The organism is Sediminihabitans luteus, from assembly GCF_002797595.1.
GTDB classification, from domain to species: domain Bacteria; phylum Actinomycetota; class Actinomycetes; order Actinomycetales; family Cellulomonadaceae; genus Paraoerskovia; species Paraoerskovia lutea.
In genome coordinates this window covers 496,834-514,684 of record NZ_PGFE01000002.1, presented here as the reverse complement: position 1 = coordinate 514,684, position 17,851 = coordinate 496,834, and the positions used below count along the sequence as shown (strand labels likewise).

Genomic DNA, 17,851 nt, shown 5'->3' with positions numbered 1-17,851 from the left:
CGGACGACGGACAAGCGATTGCAGAATGATAACGGCTGGACGCGTGCGGGCCGACGGCCGACCGTCAGCCGTTCTCCTCGAGCCACTCGTCGAGCTGCGCCTCGGCGGCGTCCTGCCCCGCCTGCGTCGAGCTGAACACGGTCTCGCCGGTGTCGAGGTTCACGGTCAGCCAGAAGTAGTAATACGTGCCGTCGTCCGCGGGGTGCAGGACCGCGTCGATCGACGGCCGCCCGGGCGACGCGATGGGCCCGGGCGGGAACCCCGGGTGCTCGTACAGGTTGTACGGGTTGCTCGCGTCGTCGAGGTCCTTCTGCGTGAGCTCGGTCCCGGGCTTGCCCGCCCCGTACGCGACCGAGGCGTCGATGCGCAGGTAGTCCCCCGCGGCGAGTCGGTTGTCGATCGCGGCGGCCATCTTGGGCCGGTCCTCATCCCGCTTCGCCTCACGCTCGATGAGCGACGCCTCGATCAGGACGTCCTGGTAGTCGGCCTTCTTCGCGCCGGCGTCCGACAGAGCGAAGAGCGTCTGCTGGACCATCTGCTGCAGCGCCTGCGTCGCGGTCACGTCGGGCTCGAACGAGTAGGTCGTCGGGAACAGCCAGCCCTCGAAGTTGCCCTTGGCCTGCGCGGGCAGACCCGTCGCGTCCGGGTCCTTCATCGCGGCGTCGAAGGCGTCGCGCGGGATCCCGGTGACCTCGACGGCACGCTCGAGGATCTGCTCGACCGTGAAGCCCTCAGGGATCGTGAGCTTGATGTCGACCCTGTTCTGGTTGGCGACGAGCCGCGCGACCGCGTCCTTGGCCGACATCTTCGTCAGCATCTCGTGCGTGCCCGGCTGGATCTGTCCCGCCTGCGGGTTGTCCTGGAAGGCCGAGACGAACGCCTGGGTGCTGGCGACCACGTCGGCGTCGTGCAGCGCGGCCCCCATGTCCTCGCCCGTCGCGCCCGTCTCGATCGTGACCGAGACCGGGTCCTCGCCCGGGCCGGGATAGTCCGCGGCCGCACCTGGCCGCACGTCGTCCACGAGCCCGGCGAGCTGGTCCTTCGCGACCCACCCGACGCAGCCGAGGATCACCAGGATCAGCACGACCGCGAGCACCGTGCGCCGACGGCGCCGCGTGCGGCGGCGGCGAGAGCGACGCTCCTCCTGCCCCGCGGACCGCTGCGGGCCGACCGGGGCGGGCTCCGGGTCCTGGGCAGGACCCTGTGCGGGGAACAGGTCGCTCACGTGCGCATTCCTCCAGGGGTTCTCGTCGCCCCCGGACGCGCGGTCCGACGCGCGATCGGACGCGGTGGCGGGGGCCTTCTCGAGGGCCCACCGTACCGCCCGCGCGCGCCGCGGACTACGCCGCGTCCGGCCCCTGACCGTCGACCACGACGGCCTCGCCCGCGCGCACGCCGCGCCCGCGCTCGACGTCGAGCGCCGACTGCAGGATCACCACGGCGGCGGCCTGGTCGACCACGGCACGGTGCTTGCGCCCGGCCCGCCCCGAGGCGTGCAGGGCCTGGTGCGCCGTGACGGTCGACATGCGCTCGTCGACCATCCGCACCTCGACCGGCGCGACGAGCCCCGCGAGCCGCGCGGCGTACGCGCGCGCGTGCTCCGACGCGGCACCCTCGGCACCTGACAGGTGCCGCGGGAGCCCGACGTACACCACGCGCGCGAAGCGCTCGGCGACCTCGTCCACGATGCGCGCGACGTCCGCGGGAACGGGCGTGACGCCGCCGACGGCCTTCGGGGTGTCCCGCGCGAGCGTCTCGACCGGGGTCGCGACGAGGCCGTCCGGGTCGCTCGCGGCGAGCCCGACCCGGACGGCACCGACGTCGACCGCGAGGCGCGCGCCCCGCGGGAGCGGCTCGTGCGTCACGCGCCGACGGCCTCGCGCACGCCCGAGAGCGCCGCGGGCAGCGCCGCGACGTCCGTGCCGCCGCCCTGCGCCATGTCGTCCTTGCCGCCGCCCCCGCCGCCGAGGACGCCCGCGGCGCCCTTGGCGAGCGCAGCGGCCCGCAGGCCCGCCGCGCGTGCCGCCGCGTTGGTCACGACGACCACCTGCGGGCGGCCCTTGCTCACGCCGCCGATCGCGACGACGGCCGGCTCGGCCTCACCGAGGCGTGCGCGCACGTCGAGCGCGAGCACGCGCAGCTCGTCGCCCGCGACCTCGCCCGCGTCGTGCGTGACCACGCGCGTGCCGGCCACCGTCTCGGCCGTGGACGCGAGGCCCCCGGCGGCGGCGAGCAGCTGAGCCTGACGCAGCGTCGCGAGCTCCTTCTCGGCCTCCTTGAGGCGCGACACGAGCGAGCCGACGCGGTCGTGCAGCTCGTCGGCGCGCACGTTCAGCAGGCCGCTGAGCTGGCCCACGAGGGCGTGCTCCTTGGCCTGGAAGCCGTACGCGCCGTCACCGACGAGCGCGTCGACGCGGCGCACGCCCGAGCCGATCGACGACTCGCCGAGCAGCGAGACGCGACCGAGCTGACCGGTCTGACGCACGTGCGTGCCCGCGCAGAGCTCGCGCGACCAGTCGCCGCCGATCGAGACCACGCGGACCTCGTCGCCGTACTTCTCGCCGAACAGCGCCATCGCGCCGAGCGCACGGGCCTCGCCGATCGGCATGACCTGCTCGGTCACCTCGAGGTTCTCGGCGAGCTGCGTGTTGACGCGCTCCTCGATCTCCGACAGCGCACCCGCGGGCACCGCGCCCGTCGAACGGAAGTCGAACCGGATACGGCTCGGGGCGTTCTCCGACCCGGCCTGCGTGTGGTCGGCGCCCAGCGACTCCTGGAGCGCCTTGTGGATCATGTGCGTCGCCGAGTGCGCGCGGCTGATCGCCTTGCGGCGCGCGGTGTCGATCTGTGCCGTGCCCGGGTCGCCGAGCGCGACCGTGCCCTCGGTCAGCCGGCCGCGGTGCACCGACAGTCCCTTGACCGGGCGCTGCACGTCGTCGACCTCGATGGTCGCCCCACCGTCGAGCACGATCGTGCCGTGGTCGGCGAGCTGCCCGCCGGCCTCGGCGTAGAACGGGGTGCGGTCGAGCACGACCTCGACGTCGGCCGGTGCGGTCGCGGCGGGCGCGGGCACGCCGTCGACGATGAGGCCGGCGACCGTGACCTGCGCGGTCGACTCGCGGTATCCGAGGAACTCGACCGGTGCCGCGAGGCCGGACTGCACGCTCTCGTACGCCGCGACGTCCGCCCCGCCCTGCCGCTTGGCGAGCGCGTCGGCACGGGCGCGCGAGCGCTGCTCCTGCATGAGGGTGCGGAACGCCTTCTCGTCGACCTCGACGCCCTGCTCGGCGGCCATCTCGAGCGTCAGGTCGATCGGGAACCCGTAGGTGTCGTGCAGCGCGAACGCCTGCTCGCCGCCCAGGACCGTGCGACCCGACTCCTTGGCCTTGGCGACCGCGGCGTCGAGGATCGTCGTGCCCGACTCGAGCGTGCGCCGGAACGCCTCCTCCTCGGCGTACGCGATCGCCGAGATGCGCTCGAAGTCCGTCGCGAGCTCGGGGTACGAGGGCGACATCGCGTCGCGCGAGACCGGGAGCAGCGTGGGCATCGACACGCCCTCGACGCCGAGCAGGCGCATCGCGCGCACCGCACGGCGCAGCAGGCGGCGCAGCACGTAGCCTCGGCCCTCGTTCGAAGGGCGCACGCCGTCGCCGATGATCATCAGGGCCGAGCGCACGTGGTCGGCCACGACGCGGAACCGGACGTCGTCCTCGTGGTTCGCACCGTACGTGCGGCCCGAGAGCTTCTCGGCCGCCTCGATGACGGGGAAGACCTCGTCGATCTCGTACATGTTGTCCTTGCCCTGGAGCAGGAACGCGACCCGCTCGAGGCCCATGCCGGTGTCGATGTTCTTGCGCGCGAGCTCCCCGACGATCCGGAACTCCTCCTTGGAGCGCACCTCGTCGATCGAGTACTGCATGAACACGAGGTTCCAGATCTCGATGTAGCGGTCCTCGTCGGCGACCGGGCCGCCCTCGACGCCGTAGTCGGGGCCACGGTCGATGTAGATCTCCGAGCAGGGGCCGGCCGGTCCGGGCTGACCCGTCGACCAGTAGTTGTCCTTCTTGCCGCGCGACTGGATGCGCTCGTCGGGCAGGCCCGCGATCCGCTTCCACAGCTCGCGCGCCTCGTCGTCGTCCTCGTACACCGTGACCCACACGAGCTCGGGGTCGAACCCGTACCGGCCCTCGTCCTGCGAGCCGGTCACGAGGTCCCAGGCGTACGTGATCGCCTGCTCCTTGAAGTAGGCGCCGAACGAGAAGTTGCCGTTCATCTGGAAGAACGTGCCGTGCCGGGTGGTCTTGCCGACCTCCTCGATGTCGAGCGTGCGCACGCACTTCTGCACGCTCGTCGCGGTCGACCACGGCGGCGTCTGCTCCGCGGTCATGTACGGGATGAACGGCACCATGCCCGCGATCGTGAACAGCGTCGACGGGTCCGGGGAGATCAGGGACGACGACGGCACCACGGCGTGGCCGCGGGAGGCGAAGTAGTCGAGCCAGCGCTGACGGATCTCGGCGGTACGCATGATGTCCTTCGGGAGGTCGGGTGCCGGCGAGAGCTCGTCGGCGGTGGTGCGGGCGCGGGCTCGCGTCCGGTGCTGGGGTCCAGCCTAGTTGTCCTGCTCGCCGCCCCGCGCACGGGTGCCCGTCGAGCCGTCGCGTGGTGCGCCGGACGGCGGGGCGTGGCCTCATGCCGTCGGACGGCCGTGAGGTCCTGAGTGCGTGAGGTCAGAAGAACGAGTAGCCGAGGAGCTCCTCGTCGTCGGGCACGTCGTCCGCCGGTCCCTGCTCGCGTGCCCGACGGCGCGCGGCCCGGACCTCGTCGGGGTGCGGCTGGCCCTCGGCGAGCAGCGCCGCACGGAGCTCGACCTCGCGGGCGGCGCGAGCGCGGGAGAACTCGTCGCGGAAGACCCGCACGAACTCCAGGCCCCGCGCGCCGGCCGCGTCGACCGAGTCGGCGGCCCGCTCCACGAGGGCCTCGGGCGCGTACCGGGCGACGAGCCGACGCCCCTGCACGACGACGACCACGGTGAGGCCGACGCCCACGCCGACCCATACGAGCCGGCGCATCAGCGGGCGTCCTCGGCCGACGTCCGCCCCGTCGCGCGGGCGTACGCCTGGCGGACCCCGTAGCTGAACGCGGAGACCTTGATCAGCGGGCGCCCGAGCGTCGCGGCCCACAGGCTCGACAGCGCCGACACGTTGGCCCCGACCTGCGCGGCCGAGGTCGTGATCGTGTCGATGTTCTCGAGCTGCGCGTTGGTCGACGCGAGCGTCTGCGCGGCCTCGTCGAGGATCGGCAGCGTGTGCTCGGTCGCCTCCTTGAGGCTCGCGCTCGCCTCGTCGAACGTGCGCCCGAGCTTGACGAGCGGGAACGCCAGCCAGATCACCAGGACGAGGAACGCGACGGCTGCGACCAGCCCGGCGATCGCCCCCAGCAGGGCCGCGAGGTCACCCATGCCCCACGTCGAACCGTCCTGCGCCATGTGCCGCTCCTTCGTCGGTGATCGTCCGGCGAAACACTACCCGGACGCACGAACGCCCCGCGCGCGGCACGGCCGGAGCCGTACCGACGCGCGGGGCGTCCGAGGGGGTGTCAGCGGGCGTAGTACTCGACGACCAGCTGGACCTCGCACTGCACGGGGACCTCGGCGCGCTTGGGGCGACGCACGAGCACGGCGCTCAGCTTCTCGAGCTGCACGTCGATGTAGCCCGGGACGGCGGGGAGCACGTCGCGGTGCGCACCGGCGGCGGCGACCTGGAACGGCGTCGTGGCCTGGCTCTTGGGCTTGACCTGGAGGGTCTGACCCGGCTTGACCTTGAACGACGGGCGGTCGACGATCTTGCCGTCCACGAGGATGTGACGGTGCGTCACGGCCTGGCGGGCCTGCAGGATCGTGCGGGCGAAGCCGGCGCGCAGCACGAGCGCGTCCAGGCGCGTCTCGAGCGACTCGACCAGGGCCTCACCGGTCAGGCCGGAGTCCTTGCGGGCCTCCTCGTACGCACGGGCGAGCTGCTTCTCACGCAGCATGTACTGCGCGCGCAGACGCTGCTTCTCGCGCAGACGCACCGCGTAGTCCGACTCGGTGCGGCGACGGGCGCGGCCGTGCTCGCCCGGGGGGTAGGGGCGCTTCTCGAAGTGCTTGACGGCCTTGGGGGTCAGCGCGATGCCGAGTGCGCGGCTCAGGCGGACCTGGCGGCGCGAGCGGGTCACTGAAGACACAGTGGTACCTCTCCTGTCGTGTGGATCGATCACACCCGGGACAGCGGCGCTGCCGGGTGCGGGACCAGCCGTCGGACCGCCGTGGGGCGCGTGCTTCGCAGCACGTGCGCCGGGGTCGCGGGGCCGAGGTCCCAGGGAGCTGCCAGATGGCAACCGCACCAGTCTAACGCATCCGGGCCGGGCGCCCGCGCCCGCGCCCGGTCGTCCTGGTCACAGCTCGCGCCGGCCGTCATCGTGGGTTCGCCGAGGAGCCGCAGGTCACGCCTGGTCGAGGATCTCGCGCACCCGGGCGAGCCGCTCACCCACCGCACGCTCGAACCCGCGGTCGGACGGCGCGTAGTACCGCGCGCCCTGCAGCTCCTGCGGCAGGTAGCGCTGCGGCGCGACCGCGTGCGGCGCGTCGTGCGCGTACTGGTAGCCCTTGCCGTGGCCGATCGCGTCGGCCCCCGCGTAGTGCGCGTCGCGCAGGTGCATCGGCACCGGGCCGGCCTTGCCCGCGCGCACGTCCGCGAGCGCCGCGTCGATGCCGAGGTAGGCGGCGTTCGACTTGGGGGCGGTCGCGAGGTGGACGACGGCCTCGGCGAGGACGATGCGCGCCTCGGGCATGCCGATGAGCGCGACGGCCTGCGCGGCGGCGGTCGCGGTCTGCAGGGCGGAGGGGTCGGCGAGGCCGACGTCCTCGGCGGCCGAGATGATGATGCGGCGTGCGATGAACCGGGGGTCCTCCCCCGCGGCGATCATCCGGGCGAGGTAGTGCAGGGCGGCGTCGACGTCGGAGCCGCGCACGGACTTGATGAACGCGCTGATGACGTCGTAGTGCTGGTCGCCGTCCTTGTCGTAGCGCACGGCCGCGACGTCGATCGCGCGCTCGACCGTCGCGAGGTCGACGACGGCGTCGGCGCCCGCGCGCACGTCGTCGCTCGACAGTGCCGTCCCGGCGGCGGCCTCGAGGATGGTCAGGGCCTTGCGCGCGTCGCCGCCGGCGAGGCGCAGCAGGTGCTCCTCGGCGTCGGTCGCGAGCGTGACCTCGCCCGCGAGGCCGCGCTCGTCGGTGAGCGCCCGGTGCACGAGGGTCCGCACGTCGTCGGTCGTCAGGGGGCGCAGGGTCAGCAGGAGCGAGCGCGACAGCAGCGGGGAGATGACGGAGAAGCTCGGGTTCTCGGTGGTCGCGGCGACGAGCGTGACCCACCGGTTCTCGACGCTCGGCAGGAGGGCGTCCTGCTGGGACTTGGAGAACCGGTGCACCTCGTCGACGAACAGGACGGTCTCCTCGCCCCCGTGCGCGATGCGGCGGCGGGCGTCCTCGACGACGGCGCGCACGTCGCGCACGCCGGCCGTGACGGCGGACAGCTCCACGAAGCGCCGGCCCGAGGTCGCGGCGACGACGTAGGCGAGCGTCGTCTTGCCCGTGCCGGGCGGGCCCCACAGGATCACCGACCCGGGGGCGGCGCGGCGGGCGGCGTCGTCCGCGGGCTCGACGAGGCGGCGCAGGGGCGAGCCCGGGGCGAGGAGGTGGTCCTGGCCGGCGACCTCGTCGATCGTCGCGGGGCGCATGCGTACCGCGAGGGGCGCGCCGGGGGCGGGCCGGGGTGCGCCGTGCGCGTCGGCGGTCGCGCTGTCGAACAAGTCCATCGTCCGAGGGTACGGAACGCCCCTGACGGTCGGCGCGCGTCGGGCGAGCGCCCGCGGACGCGTCCGGCCTGGGGACCGACCTGACACGGCGTGCGCGAAGGTGCCATGCTGGCGCCCGTGTTCGAGAGCATCGGGAGGCGCGTCGCGGCGCGCCCCAAGACGACGGTCCTCGTGTGGTTGCTCGTCGCCGCGCTGGGTTTCACGCTCGCGCTGGTCGGGTTCGGGGGGCAGAGCCTGTTCGACCGGCTGACGTCGGGCGAGCCCGCGGTGCCGGGGTCGGACAGCCAGAAGGCGTCCGAGGCGATCGTGACGGCGTCGGACGAGGGCCAGTCGGTGCGCCTGCTCGTGCGCGGCGTCGACCCGACCGACCCGGCCGTCGCCGAGGTCATGACCGAGGTCAACGCCGACCTCGCGAAGATCGACGGCGTCGCGCCCGAGGGTGGCGTGATCGACGCGTTCGCGCTTGCCGGCGGTGTGGAGGCCCCGGCGGCGAAGAACCTGCTCGCGGCGGACGGGGACGGCTTCTTCGTCGAGGTCAACCTCGAGGCGGACCTCGCGGCGGACGACGAGGCGCAGGCCCGGGACGACGTCGAGGCGCGCCTCGGGACGGTCGACGACGACCTGGCCGAGGTCGCGCCGGGCGCGACGGGCATCGTCGGGTCGAACGAGCTGATCGTCGAGGAGATCACGGGGCAGGTCGAGGAGGACCTCAAGACCGGCGAGGCGTACGCGCTGCCGTTCGCGCTCGTGATCATGGTGTTCGTGTTCGGTGGGTTCCTCGCCGCGTCGATGCCCGTGGTCGGGGCGCTCGCGTCGATCGGCGCAGGGCTCGGCGTGCTGTACGGGCTCTCGTACCGGCTCGAGATCGACGCGTCGGTCGTCAACGTCGTCTCGCTGCTGGGGCTCGGGCTGTCGATCGACTACGGGCTGCTGATCGTGTCCCGCTTCCGCGAGGAGCTCCACAAGGCGCTCGCCCAGGACGACGGGGCGACGCTACGACGGCGCCGCGGCGACGGCGTCGTGCAGGCGGCGCTCGCCCGGACGATGGCGACCGCGGGCCGCACGGTCGCGTTCTCGGCGCTCGTGGTCGCGATCTCGATCGCGGGCCTGATGGTGTTCACGCCGGACATCCTGCGTGCCATCGGTGCTGCGGGGCTCGCGGTGATCCTCATCGCCGTCGCGACGGCGCTCACGCTCGTCCCGGCCCTGCTGGTGCTCTCGCGGCGGCGCCTCGCGCGGCCCGGCGTGCTGGGCCGCGTCCCGGGCCTGCGCGCCGTCGTGCGCCGCACCGCCGACGTCGTCTCCGACGAGGGCATGTTCTCCCGCCTCACGGCCCGCGTGCAGAAGCACCCCTGGTGGGTCGCGCTCGGCAGCGTCGTGGTCCTCGTCGTGCTCGCGCTGCCCCTGCTGGGCCTGCAGATGCGCAACTCCGGCATCGAGCTGCTCCCGGTCGACGCGACGCAGCGCGTGTTCGTCGACGAGCTGGCGGACCAGTACCCGGCGAGCGAGACCGCCGACCTGTTCGTCGTGACCGACGGCACGCTCGAGGCCACCGACGCGTGGGGGCAGGACGTCGCGGCCCTCGAGGGGGTCGAGGCCGTCGGGTCGGCCGTCCCCGCGGGCGAGTACGCGGTGCTCGAGGTCTACCTGACCACCGACGACGCGGGCGGCCCGGAGGCGGTCGAGGCGGTGCGGGACGTGCGCGCGCTCGACGCGCCGTTCGACGCGTGGGTCGGCGGCCAGGCGGCCGGGCAGGTCGACTTCGTCGACGCGCTCGGCGACCGCATGTGGTGGGCCGTGGGGATCGTCGTCGCGGCGACGCTCGTGCTGCTGTTCCTCATGACCGGGTCGGTGCTGATCCCCGTCAAGGCACTCCTGACGAACGCTCTCTCGCTCGCCGCGAGTCTCGGCGTGCTGACCTTCGTGTTCCAGGACGGCCACGGCGCCGGCCTGCTCGACTTCACCCCCACGGGCGGGATCGAGACCTACGTCGTCGCGCTCGTGGTGGCGTTCGCGTTCGGTCTGGCGATGGACTACGAGGTGTTCCTGCTCGCGCGCGTCAAGGAGCTCTTCGACGCCGGGCACAGCAACGACGAGGCGGTCCGGCTGGGTCTGCAGCGTTCGGGGCGCATCATCACCTCGGCCGCGCTGATCATCGTCGTGGTGTTCCTCGGGTTCGTGCTCGGCGACCTCCTGGTGATCAAGGAGGTCGGGTTCGCGCTCGCCGTCGCGGTCGCGCTCGACGCGACGATCGTGCGCATGCTGCTCGTGCCGGCGACCATGACGATCCTCGGCCGCGCGAACTGGTGGGCCCCGCGCCCGCTGCGCTGGGTGCACCGCAAGCTCGCGATCACGCACTGACGGTCAGCGCCGGCACCACCAGCACCAGCACCACCCGCTCCAGCGCCGGAACGAGCGTGCACGTCCGCCGTCAGGTGGCCGTGCGCCACCCGGCGAACCGCTGCCCGACGACGAAGCCCGCCCCCTCGTACAGCGCGCGCCCGGCCACGTTGTCGGCGTACATGCCGAGCACGACGTCCTCGGCATGCCGCAGGCCCTCGCGCACCGCCGCGGCGAGGGTCGCGGTGGCCGCACCGCGTCCGCGCACGGCCGGGTCGGTGCCGATCCCGCCGAGCTCCCAGCCCGCGGGGCGCACGCGGGCGCCGACGACGCAGCGCACCGTCCCGCCGTCGTCGCACCACCCCCACCACCGGGTGCCGTCGGTCGTCGGGGCGAGCTCGGCGCGGGGGTTGCCCACCGCCTGCGCCGCCGAGGCCGCCGCGAGGTCGCGCGCACCGCGCAGCTCGCGGACCGTGCCCCCGGCCCCGGCTCCCCGGGGCGGCCGGGGATCGATGCTCGTCCAGAACCAGTCCCAGTCCGACGTCGCGGCACGCCGCAGCAGCGCGGGCGCGCCCGGAGTCGTGAGCGCCGGCGTCCCGCGCGGTACGCACCCGCCGCCGAGCACCAGGGGCGCCGCGCCGTCCGTGAGGATCCCGCCGCGGGTGCTCTCGCGGGCAAGGAGGGCGTGCGCGGCGTCCGGGTCCCCGAGCGCCCACAGGTACGGCGCGGCTCCGGGCACCCCGCGGTCGTCCGCCGCGACGAGCAGGACCGCCGCGGCCGGCGAGGAGGCGGCCGCGACCACCTGTCGCGCGGGCGCCTCGACGCGCACCCACGGGTGCGCGCGCCAGCGCGGCGCGAGCCCGTCGAGCGGGCCCGCGCCGCGGGTCGTGCGGGACGCCGTGCCGGGCGTCGCGCCCGGGGTCACGCCCGGTGAGGGGACGCCGCTCAGGCGGGGTCCCCGCCCAGCACGGCCTGCTCGGCGGGCGTCGTCTGCGCGGGGACGTCCGCCGCGGGCTTGGCGTCGACGCCCGCCTCCTTGCGCTGCTCCGGCGTGATCGGGGCGGGCGCCTGCGTCAACGGGTCGAACCCGCCGCCCGACTTCGGGAACGCGATGACGTCGCGGATCGACTCCGACTTCGTCAGCAGCGCCACGATCCGGTCCCAGCCGAACGCGATCCCGCCGTGCGGCGGCGCGCCGAACGCGAACGCGTCGAGCAGGAACCCGAACTTCTCCTGGGCCTCCTGCGCGCCGATGCCCATGACCTCGAACACGCGCTCCTGCACGTCGCGGCGGTGGATACGGATCGACCCGCCACCGATCTCGTTGCCGTTGCACACGATGTCGTAGGCGTACGCGAGCGCCTCGCCCGGGTTCTGCTCGAACGTGTCGATCCACTCGGGCGTGGGCGACGTGAACGCGTGGTGCACCGCGGTCCAGGCCGAGTTGCCGAGCGCGACGTCGCCCTCGTCGGCCGCCGCGCCCGTGGGCTTGAACAGCGGCGCGTCGACGACCCACACGAACGCCCAGGCGTCCTCGTCGATCTGGCCGGTGCGCTTGGCGATCTCGACGCGCGCGGCGCCGAGCAGCGCGCGCGAGTCGTCGACGCCGCCTGCGGCGAAGAACACGCAGTCGCCCGGCTGGGCGCCCGTCGCGGCCGCGAGGCCCTCGCGCTCGGCGTCCGAGAGGTTCTTGGCGACGGGGCCGGCGAGCGTGCCGTCCTCGCCGAACGTCACGTACGCGAGGCCGCGGGCGCCGCGCTGCTTGGCCCACTCCTGCCAGGCGTCGAACTGGCGGCGCGGCTGGTCGGCGCCGCCCGCCATGACGACGGCACCGACGTAGGGGGCCTGGAAGACGCGGAACGGCGTGCTCGCGAAGTACTCGGTGAGCTCGACGATCGGGTTGCCGAACCGCAGGTCGGGCTTGTCCGAGCCGTACAGCCGCATCGCGTCGGCGAACGTCATGCGCGGGATCGGCGTGGGGATCGTGACACCGATCAGGTCCCACAGCGCGACGAGGATCTTCTCGCCGAGGGCGATCACGTCGTCCTGCTCGACGAAGCTCATCTCGACGTCGAGCTGCGTGAACTCGGGCTGACGGTCCGCACGGAAGTCCTCGTCGCGGTAGCAGCGCGCGATCTGGTAGTAGCGCTCCATGCCGGAGACCATGAGCAGCTGCTTGAACAGCTGCGGGGACTGCGGCAGCGCGTACCAGGAGCCGGGCGCGAGACGCGCGGGCACCAGGAAGTCGCGCGCACCCTCGGGCGTCGAGCGCGTGAGGGTCGGCGTCTCGATCTCGACGAAGTCCTCGGCGTCGAGCACGGCGCGCGCGGCCTGGCTGACCTTGGAACGCAGCCGGATCGCGCGGGCGGGCGCCGGACGGCGCAGGTCGAGGTAGCGGTGCTTGAGACGCGCCTCCTCGCCGATGGTCTCGTTGCCGTCGAGGGCCGTGGAGACCTGGAACGGCAGCGGCGCGGACTCGTTGAGCACCACGACCTCGCTCACGACGAGCTCGACCTCGCCCGTGGGCAGGTTCGGGTTGGCGTTGCCCTCGGGGCGCTGCGAGACCTCGCCCGTGACCTGCAGGACGAACTCGCTGCGCAGCGGCCCGGCGACGGCCTCGTCGCGGATGACGACCTGGGCGATGCCCGAGGCGTCCCGCAGGTCGATGAACGCCACTCCCCCGTGATCACGACGGCGATCGACCCAACCGGTGAGGGTGACGGTCTGGCCGATGTTCTCGGCCCGCAGCGAGCCGGCGGTGTGGGTGCGCAGCACAGGGGGTCCTTCCGGGTTCGTGGTGTGCGTCCGTCCCGAGCGTTCGGGCCGCGGACGACGTGCGCCCGGCGGGGGCGCACCCGCACGAGTCTAGTCTGTGGTGAAGCCCGCCATCCCGCGGTCCGCGCACGGCCGGGGACGGCGCACCCTCGACCCCGGAGGTTCCCGTGCCCCGTCAGATCGCCACGAGCTCGCGCGTCGACCGCGCGGCTCTCCTCGAGCACGTCCGCACCCGCCACGACGCGATCCTGCTCACGCACCGCGCGGACGGGAGCCCGCAGATGAGCCCCGTCACGTGCGGCGTCGACGCCGCCGGTCGCGTCGTCGTCTCGACGTACCCGGAGCGCGCGAAGGCCGTGAACCTGCGACGTGACTCACGCGCGTCCGTGCTGTTCCTCGGCGAGACGTTCGGCGGTGCGTGGGTCCAGGTCGACGGCACCGCGGAGGTCCTCGACCTGCCGGAGTCCGTCGAGCCGCTCGTCGAGTACTTCCGGTCGATCTCGGGCGAGCACCCCGACTGGGACGAGTACCGGCAGGCCATGGTCGACCAGGGCAAGTCCCTGGTCCGCGTCACGATCGAGCGCTGGGGTCCGATCGCGACGGGCGGGTTCCCCGCGCGCCTCGCCGAGGGCTGAGGCCCTCTCAGTCGGCGCGGCCGCGTCGTGCGACCAGCACAGCGACGAGCGAGCACACGGCCGCGACCGTGAGCACGTGCCTGCCGTCGGACGACGCCTGCGGCCCGCCCCCCGCGAGGATCAGCACGCCCATGACCACCGCCATGAGCGCCACGATGCGCAGCGCCCAGACCAGAGCACCCGCCCTGCGACGCCGGGACTCGACCCGCGCACGCGTCGCGGCGAGCCCCGGGCCGCGCGGCGCGGGCACCTGCTCGGGGTCCCGCGCGGGCCGGTGCACGTGCAGATGCTCGGGCACGACGCCGTCCACGCGGCGTGCCACGACGTCGGCGGTGAGGCCCTCGAAGACCGTCGGTTCGACGTCGACCGTGGTGCCGTCGGTGCCGACGACCACGCGCCCGCCGTCCCCGAGGACGACGAGCGCCGCGACGTCTTCGAGCAGCACGGTGCGGTGAGCGCCCGCGTGCTGCACGGTGAACCCCGCACGTTCGAGCAGGAGCTCGACCCCTGGCTCGTCGACGTGCGCGAACGGGTAGCCGCGCACCGGGGTCGACGCCGTGGGTCGAGCCTCGGCGAAGCCGGCCCAGTCCAGCGGACCACCGGGCACCTGCGCGAGCGCGCTCGGCCACACCTGGCCCGCCGCCTCGACGACCTCCTCGAGCGTCACCGACAGGATCTGCGAGCGACGGCGGGCGGCGTCCGCGACGTCCTCGCCCAGGAGGAGGTCGCACGCCGCGGTGGGCAGGATCGCGGCGTCGACGTCCGGGGCGTCGAGCTCGCGCAGCACTGCGGACCGGGCGCCCTCGAGCTCCTCGGCGCCGATGCGCCCGGCGCGCAAGGCCGCGAGCACGTCGACGACGGCCCCGACGACGGCGTCCTGGTGCGCGGGCAGGGAGTCGGCGTAGAGCGCGAGCAGCGCGTGCTCGCGGTCGAGCGGCACGAGCCCCGCCTCCACCACGTACGAGTACCCGGCGCTGCGGCGCAGGTCGCGCTGCAACCTCGCACGGACGACGGACATCAGCAGGCTCGCCGCCGGACCGCGGTCGACCACGGCCGTGACCCGGACCTCGCCCTGGGCGCCCTGCTCGAACGCGGGCGTCGACGCGAGCACGGGCCGCGCCGTGGGTGCAGGCATCCGTTCGCCGGAGGGGAGGTCGAGCACGAGCCCCTCCGGGACGTCGGTCGTGGTGAGGAACACCACCGCGTTCTCGCGCGTGAACCACCGGTGGGTCCACGACGCGAGCTCGTCGGGGCCGATCCGGTCCAGGCCGAGCTCGCCGTACCCGGCGAGCCCGTGCGCACGCGCCCCGAACCGGGTGGCGAGCGCCGCACCCGCAGCACGCGAGCCGCGGTGCGCCGACTCGGTCGCGAGCACGTTCTTCTCGGTCGCGAGGCGCTCGGTCGGCAGGTCCCGCAGGGACGCGCACAGTCCGGTCAGGAACGCGGCCGCCTCCGCGGGGCTCCCGGTCACGTGGAACGTCGTGGTCGTCATCGTCGTCGTGCCGTTGTGGTGAGCCTCGACCTCGCCGAGCCCGTGCAGTGCGAGGTGCTCGACCAGGTGCGTGATCCCGGACGTCGCGAGCGACTCGTCCGCCATGCCGACGCGGAAGGTGATGCCCGCGGTGACGGGGCCCTCACGCGGGACGAGCACGGCCGGGACACCGTCGACGTGCGTGAACGTGTACGCGAGACCGTCGAGCGCCTCCCGCGCCGTCGGGGCGCTCATCGGGCCACCTCGACGGTCTCGAGGGCGCGGCGCCGCATCTCGACGAACACCTCGTGCGGTCGGTCGACGTAGCCCCAGGGCGACTCGGGCCAGACGATCGGCAGGGCAGCGAAGTGCGGCGCGGCCTCGTCGTGCAGCCCGCCGAACGAGAGCGCGAACGCCAGGTCCGCGTGCGCCTGGAGGCGTGCGAGGTCCGGCGAGCCGTCAGGGAGCAGCACCTGTCGGGACGCGGCCAGCACCTCCGCGCGCACCTCGGGGGTTCCGAGGTGCTCCTCGATGCTCGTCCCGTGGTCGAGCGCGATCTCGACGTGCGCTCGCGCCGGCAGCGCGGCGGCGGCCGCACCGGGCGGCGCGGCCCGGCCCCGGTCACGCGCGAACGAGAGCGTCGCCTCGGCGGAGCCGCCCCAGCGCGGCGCGAGCTGGACCAGGTGGCCCAGCTGAGGACGGTAGGCGTGCGGGGCGTACGCGGCGAGCCGGTCGTAGCGTCGGCGGGACTCGGAGGCACCGAGCTCGAGGCCGCGAGCGGTCGCGAGCCGCGCGTGCCACGCCGGGACGAAGTCGGGGTGCTCCGCACAGGTCTTGATGAGTACCTGCTCGGCACGCACCAGCCCGACGCGAAAGTGCTCGAACTGCTCGCGCGAGACGTCCCGCGCGCGGGCGTGGGTGCGGTGCCGCCACGCGACGACCGTGCGCCGGCTCCCGAGCATCGCGCCGACCCAGGGGTCGTCGACCCGCCCGTCCGCGTGCGCGTCCTCGAGCGCGGACTCGAGCTCGTCGACCTCGGCGGCCAGGCCGAGCACGAACAGCGCGTCGTCGACCTCAGGGGCCCCGATCAGGTGAGCCCGGACCGTGCCCCAGTCTCCCGCTCGGGCAGCCGCCAGCACGCCGAGGAGGTCCTCGCGCACCGCCCAGAGCCCGTCCTGCCGTTGCTGCTGCTCACGTGCACGCTCGTGTCGCGCCATCGGGCTCCCCGTCCCCGGTGCGACGGGTCGATCCCCGTCGCGATCGCTGCGCAGAGTACACAACCGGGGTCGTCGCGGGCGTCGCGAGTCCGGTCCGCGGCGGGCGTTCAGCCTGCCGACGGCACCACCCGGGGCCACAGGTCCTCGGCGGGCGGCGCCCAGGTCGCGGCGTCCGCGTCGACCTGCTCGCCCGAGCGGATGTCCTTGACCTGGTCGGGGCCGCGCTCGCCCGCGACGGCGGTCCCGGCCGCGACGTCGTCCGCGCCCGGCTCCTGGCCGGGGAACCACACGAACGGGATGCCGCGGCGGTCCGCGTACCGGATCTGCTTGCCGAACTTCGCGGCGCTCGGTGCCACGTCGCACGGGATGCCGCGCGCCCGCAGGGCGGCGGCGACCGCGTCCGAGTCGGCGCGCGTCGCCTCGTCCGTGACGGCCACGAGGACCGCGGCGGGCACGCCGCGGGTCGCGCGTACGAGGTCCGCGCCGAGCAGGCGCGAGACGAGGCGCGAGACGCCGATCGACAGCCCGACGCCCGGGTAGGTGGTCCTGCCGTCCGAGGCGAGGGTGTCGTAGCGACCGCCCGAGCAGATCGAGCCGAGCTGCTCGTGACCCACGAGGACGGTCTCGTAGACCGAACCCGTGTAGTAGTCGAGACCGCGGGCGATCTTGAGGTCGGCGACCACGACGCCCGGCGCGCGCACGCTCGCGGCGTCGACGAGCGCCCCGAGCTCGGCCAGGCCCTGCTCGAGGAGCTCGGACTCGACGCCGTGCGAGGCCGCGAGCGCCCGCACCCGGTCGACGACGCTCGTGTCGGAGCCGTTGATCGCGGCGAGGTCCAGGCAGGCCTGCGCCTGCGCGTCGCTCGCGCCGACCTCGGCGACGAGCGCCTCGCCGACCTTCGCGGCGCCGACCTTGTCGAGCTTGTCGATGGTGCGCAGCACGCCGTCGACGTCGTCGAGGCCGAGCCCGCGGTAGAACCCCTCGGCGACGCGTCGGTTGTTGACGAGCACACGCACCTCGGGCAGGCCGATCGCGCGCAGCTCACCGAGCGCGGCGGCCATGACGAGCGGGAGCTCGACCTCGAAGTGGTACGGGAGTCCTCCCGCGCCGACGACGTCGATGTCGGCCTGCGCGAACTCGCGGAACCGGCCGTCCTGGGGGCGCTCGCCGCGCCAGACCTTCTGGATCTGGTAGCGCTTGAACGGGAACGCGAGCTTGCCGGCGTTCTCGAGCACGTAGCGCGCGAACGGCACGGTCAGGTCGAAGTGCAGCCCGAGCTGCTTGTCGGCGTCGCGTGCGGGGGCACCGTCGTCCGCGACCTCCTGCAGGCGCGAGAGCACGTAGACCTCCTTGGAGGTCTCCCCCTTGCGCAGGAGCTGGTCGAGCGGCTCGACGGCGCGGGTCTCGATCCCGGCGAACCCGTGCAGCTCGAAGGTGCGGCGCAGCGTGTCGAGGACGTGCTGCTCGACGACGCGGCCGTCGGGGAGCCACTCGGGGAATCCGGACAGGGGTGTGGGGCGGGCCATGGGGTGCATCTTCCCAGAACGGGCGCGGTG

At 74.0% G+C, this 17,851-nt stretch carries 14 protein-coding genes; 2 read left to right on the top strand and 12 right to left on the bottom strand.

Going from position 1 to position 17,851, the window contains the following annotated elements; all coding sequences use genetic code 11:
- Positions 1-64: 64 nt before the first annotated feature.
- The 7 genes from mltG to CLV28_RS08310 all read right to left on the bottom strand — a co-directional run bounded on the left by mltG (position 65) and on the right by CLV28_RS08310 (position 7,857).
- Positions 65-1,225, bottom strand: coding sequence for an endolytic transglycosylase MltG (gene mltG, locus CLV28_RS08340; RefSeq protein WP_239073189.1), 1,161 nt, complete (start codon positions 1,223-1,225; stop codon positions 65-67).
- Positions 1,226-1,340: 115 nt separating this feature from the next.
- Positions 1,341-1,865 carry a Holliday junction resolvase RuvX gene (gene ruvX, locus CLV28_RS08335; RefSeq protein WP_100422822.1) on the bottom strand — a complete coding sequence of 175 codons (525 nt, stop codon included), beginning with the start codon at positions 1,863-1,865 and terminating at the stop codon, positions 1,341-1,343.
- On the bottom strand, positions 1,862-4,528 hold the full coding sequence (gene alaS, locus CLV28_RS08330; protein ID WP_100422821.1) for an alanine--tRNA ligase: 2,667 nt from the start codon (positions 4,526-4,528) through the stop codon (positions 1,862-1,864). The genes ruvX and alaS overlap by 4 nt, the downstream gene beginning before the upstream one ends.
- 202 nt (positions 4,529-4,730) lie before the next feature.
- Positions 4,731-5,072 (bottom strand): DUF6167 family protein, encoded by a 342-nt coding sequence (locus CLV28_RS08325; protein WP_100422820.1) that lies wholly within the window; start codon positions 5,070-5,072, stop codon positions 4,731-4,733.
- Positions 5,072-5,488, bottom strand: a complete 417-nt coding sequence (locus CLV28_RS08320; protein WP_239073188.1) for a DUF948 domain-containing protein — start codon at positions 5,486-5,488, stop codon at positions 5,072-5,074. The genes CLV28_RS08325 and CLV28_RS08320 overlap by 1 nt, the downstream gene beginning before the upstream one ends.
- A gap of 110 nt (positions 5,489-5,598) precedes the next feature.
- On the bottom strand, positions 5,599-6,225 hold the full coding sequence (gene rpsD, locus CLV28_RS08315) for a 30S ribosomal protein S4 (protein WP_100422819.1): 627 nt from the start codon (positions 6,223-6,225) through the stop codon (positions 5,599-5,601).
- A gap of 258 nt (positions 6,226-6,483) precedes the next feature.
- Positions 6,484-7,857, bottom strand: coding sequence for a replication-associated recombination protein A (locus CLV28_RS08310; RefSeq protein ID WP_100422818.1), 1,374 nt, complete (start codon positions 7,855-7,857; stop codon positions 6,484-6,486).
- Positions 7,858-7,974: 117 nt separating this feature from the next.
- Between CLV28_RS08310 and CLV28_RS08305 the strand changes: the two genes are divergently transcribed.
- Positions 7,975-10,218: an MMPL family transporter gene (locus CLV28_RS08305; protein ID WP_308440382.1), complete on the top strand. Its 2,244-nt coding sequence runs from the start codon at positions 7,975-7,977 to the stop codon at positions 10,216-10,218.
- 70 nt (positions 10,219-10,288) lie between these two features.
- Here CLV28_RS08305 and CLV28_RS08300 read toward each other — a convergent pair whose 3' ends face one another.
- Positions 10,289-11,122 (bottom strand): GNAT family N-acetyltransferase, encoded by an 834-nt coding sequence (locus tag CLV28_RS08300; RefSeq protein WP_157802568.1) that lies wholly within the window; start codon positions 11,120-11,122, stop codon positions 10,289-10,291.
- A gap of 20 nt (positions 11,123-11,142) precedes the next feature.
- The gene (gene aspS / locus CLV28_RS08295; RefSeq protein WP_100422815.1) at positions 11,143-12,972 is read right to left on the bottom strand and encodes an aspartate--tRNA ligase; all 1,830 of its coding nucleotides are present in this window, start codon (positions 12,970-12,972) and stop codon (positions 11,143-11,145) included.
- A gap of 167 nt (positions 12,973-13,139) precedes the next feature.
- Between aspS and CLV28_RS08290 the strand changes: the two genes are divergently transcribed.
- Entirely contained in the window at positions 13,140-13,607 is a 468-nt protein-coding gene (locus CLV28_RS08290) for a PPOX class F420-dependent oxidoreductase (RefSeq protein WP_100422814.1), read from the top strand.
- A gap of 7 nt (positions 13,608-13,614) precedes the next feature.
- Here CLV28_RS08290 and CLV28_RS08285 read toward each other — a convergent pair whose 3' ends face one another.
- The 3 genes from CLV28_RS08285 to hisS form a co-directional block, all read right to left on the bottom strand.
- Complete coding sequence (locus CLV28_RS08285; RefSeq protein WP_100422813.1) at positions 13,615-15,333, bottom strand: peptidase M16 family protein; 1,719 nt, start codon at positions 15,331-15,333, stop codon at positions 13,615-13,617.
- Positions 15,330-16,295, bottom strand: coding sequence for a hypothetical protein (locus CLV28_RS08280; protein WP_100422812.1), 966 nt, complete (start codon positions 16,293-16,295; stop codon positions 15,330-15,332). Before CLV28_RS08280 ends, CLV28_RS08285 begins: the two co-directional genes overlap by 4 nt.
- 107 nt (positions 16,296-16,402) lie before the next feature.
- Positions 16,403-17,821: a histidine--tRNA ligase gene (hisS, locus tag CLV28_RS08275; RefSeq protein ID WP_100422811.1), complete on the bottom strand. Its 1,419-nt coding sequence runs from the start codon at positions 17,819-17,821 to the stop codon at positions 16,403-16,405.
- Positions 17,822-17,851 lie beyond the last annotated feature (30 nt).

Coding starts and splice junctions, on each gene's coding strand:
- alaS (WP_100422821.1), bottom strand. CDS start 4,528: ATGCGTACCGCCGAGATCCGTCAGCGCTGGCTCGACTACTTCGCCTCC.
- CLV28_RS08325 (WP_100422820.1), bottom strand. CDS start 5,072: ATGCGCCGGCTCGTATGGGTCGGCGTGGGCGTCGGCCTCACCGTGGTC.
- CLV28_RS08320 (WP_239073188.1), bottom strand. CDS start 5,488: ATGGCGCAGGACGGTTCGACGTGGGGCATGGGTGACCTCGCGGCCCTG.
- CLV28_RS08310 (WP_100422818.1), bottom strand. CDS start 7,857: ATGGACTTGTTCGACAGCGCGACCGCCGACGCGCACGGCGCACCCCGG.
- CLV28_RS08285 (WP_100422813.1), bottom strand. CDS start 15,333: ATGAGCGCCCCGACGGCGCGGGAGGCGCTCGACGGTCTCGCGTACACG.
- CLV28_RS08280 (WP_100422812.1), bottom strand. CDS start 16,295: ATGGCGCGACACGAGCGTGCACGTGAGCAGCAGCAACGGCAGGACGGG.
- hisS (WP_100422811.1), bottom strand. CDS start 17,821: ATGGCCCGCCCCACACCCCTGTCCGGATTCCCCGAGTGGCTCCCCGAC.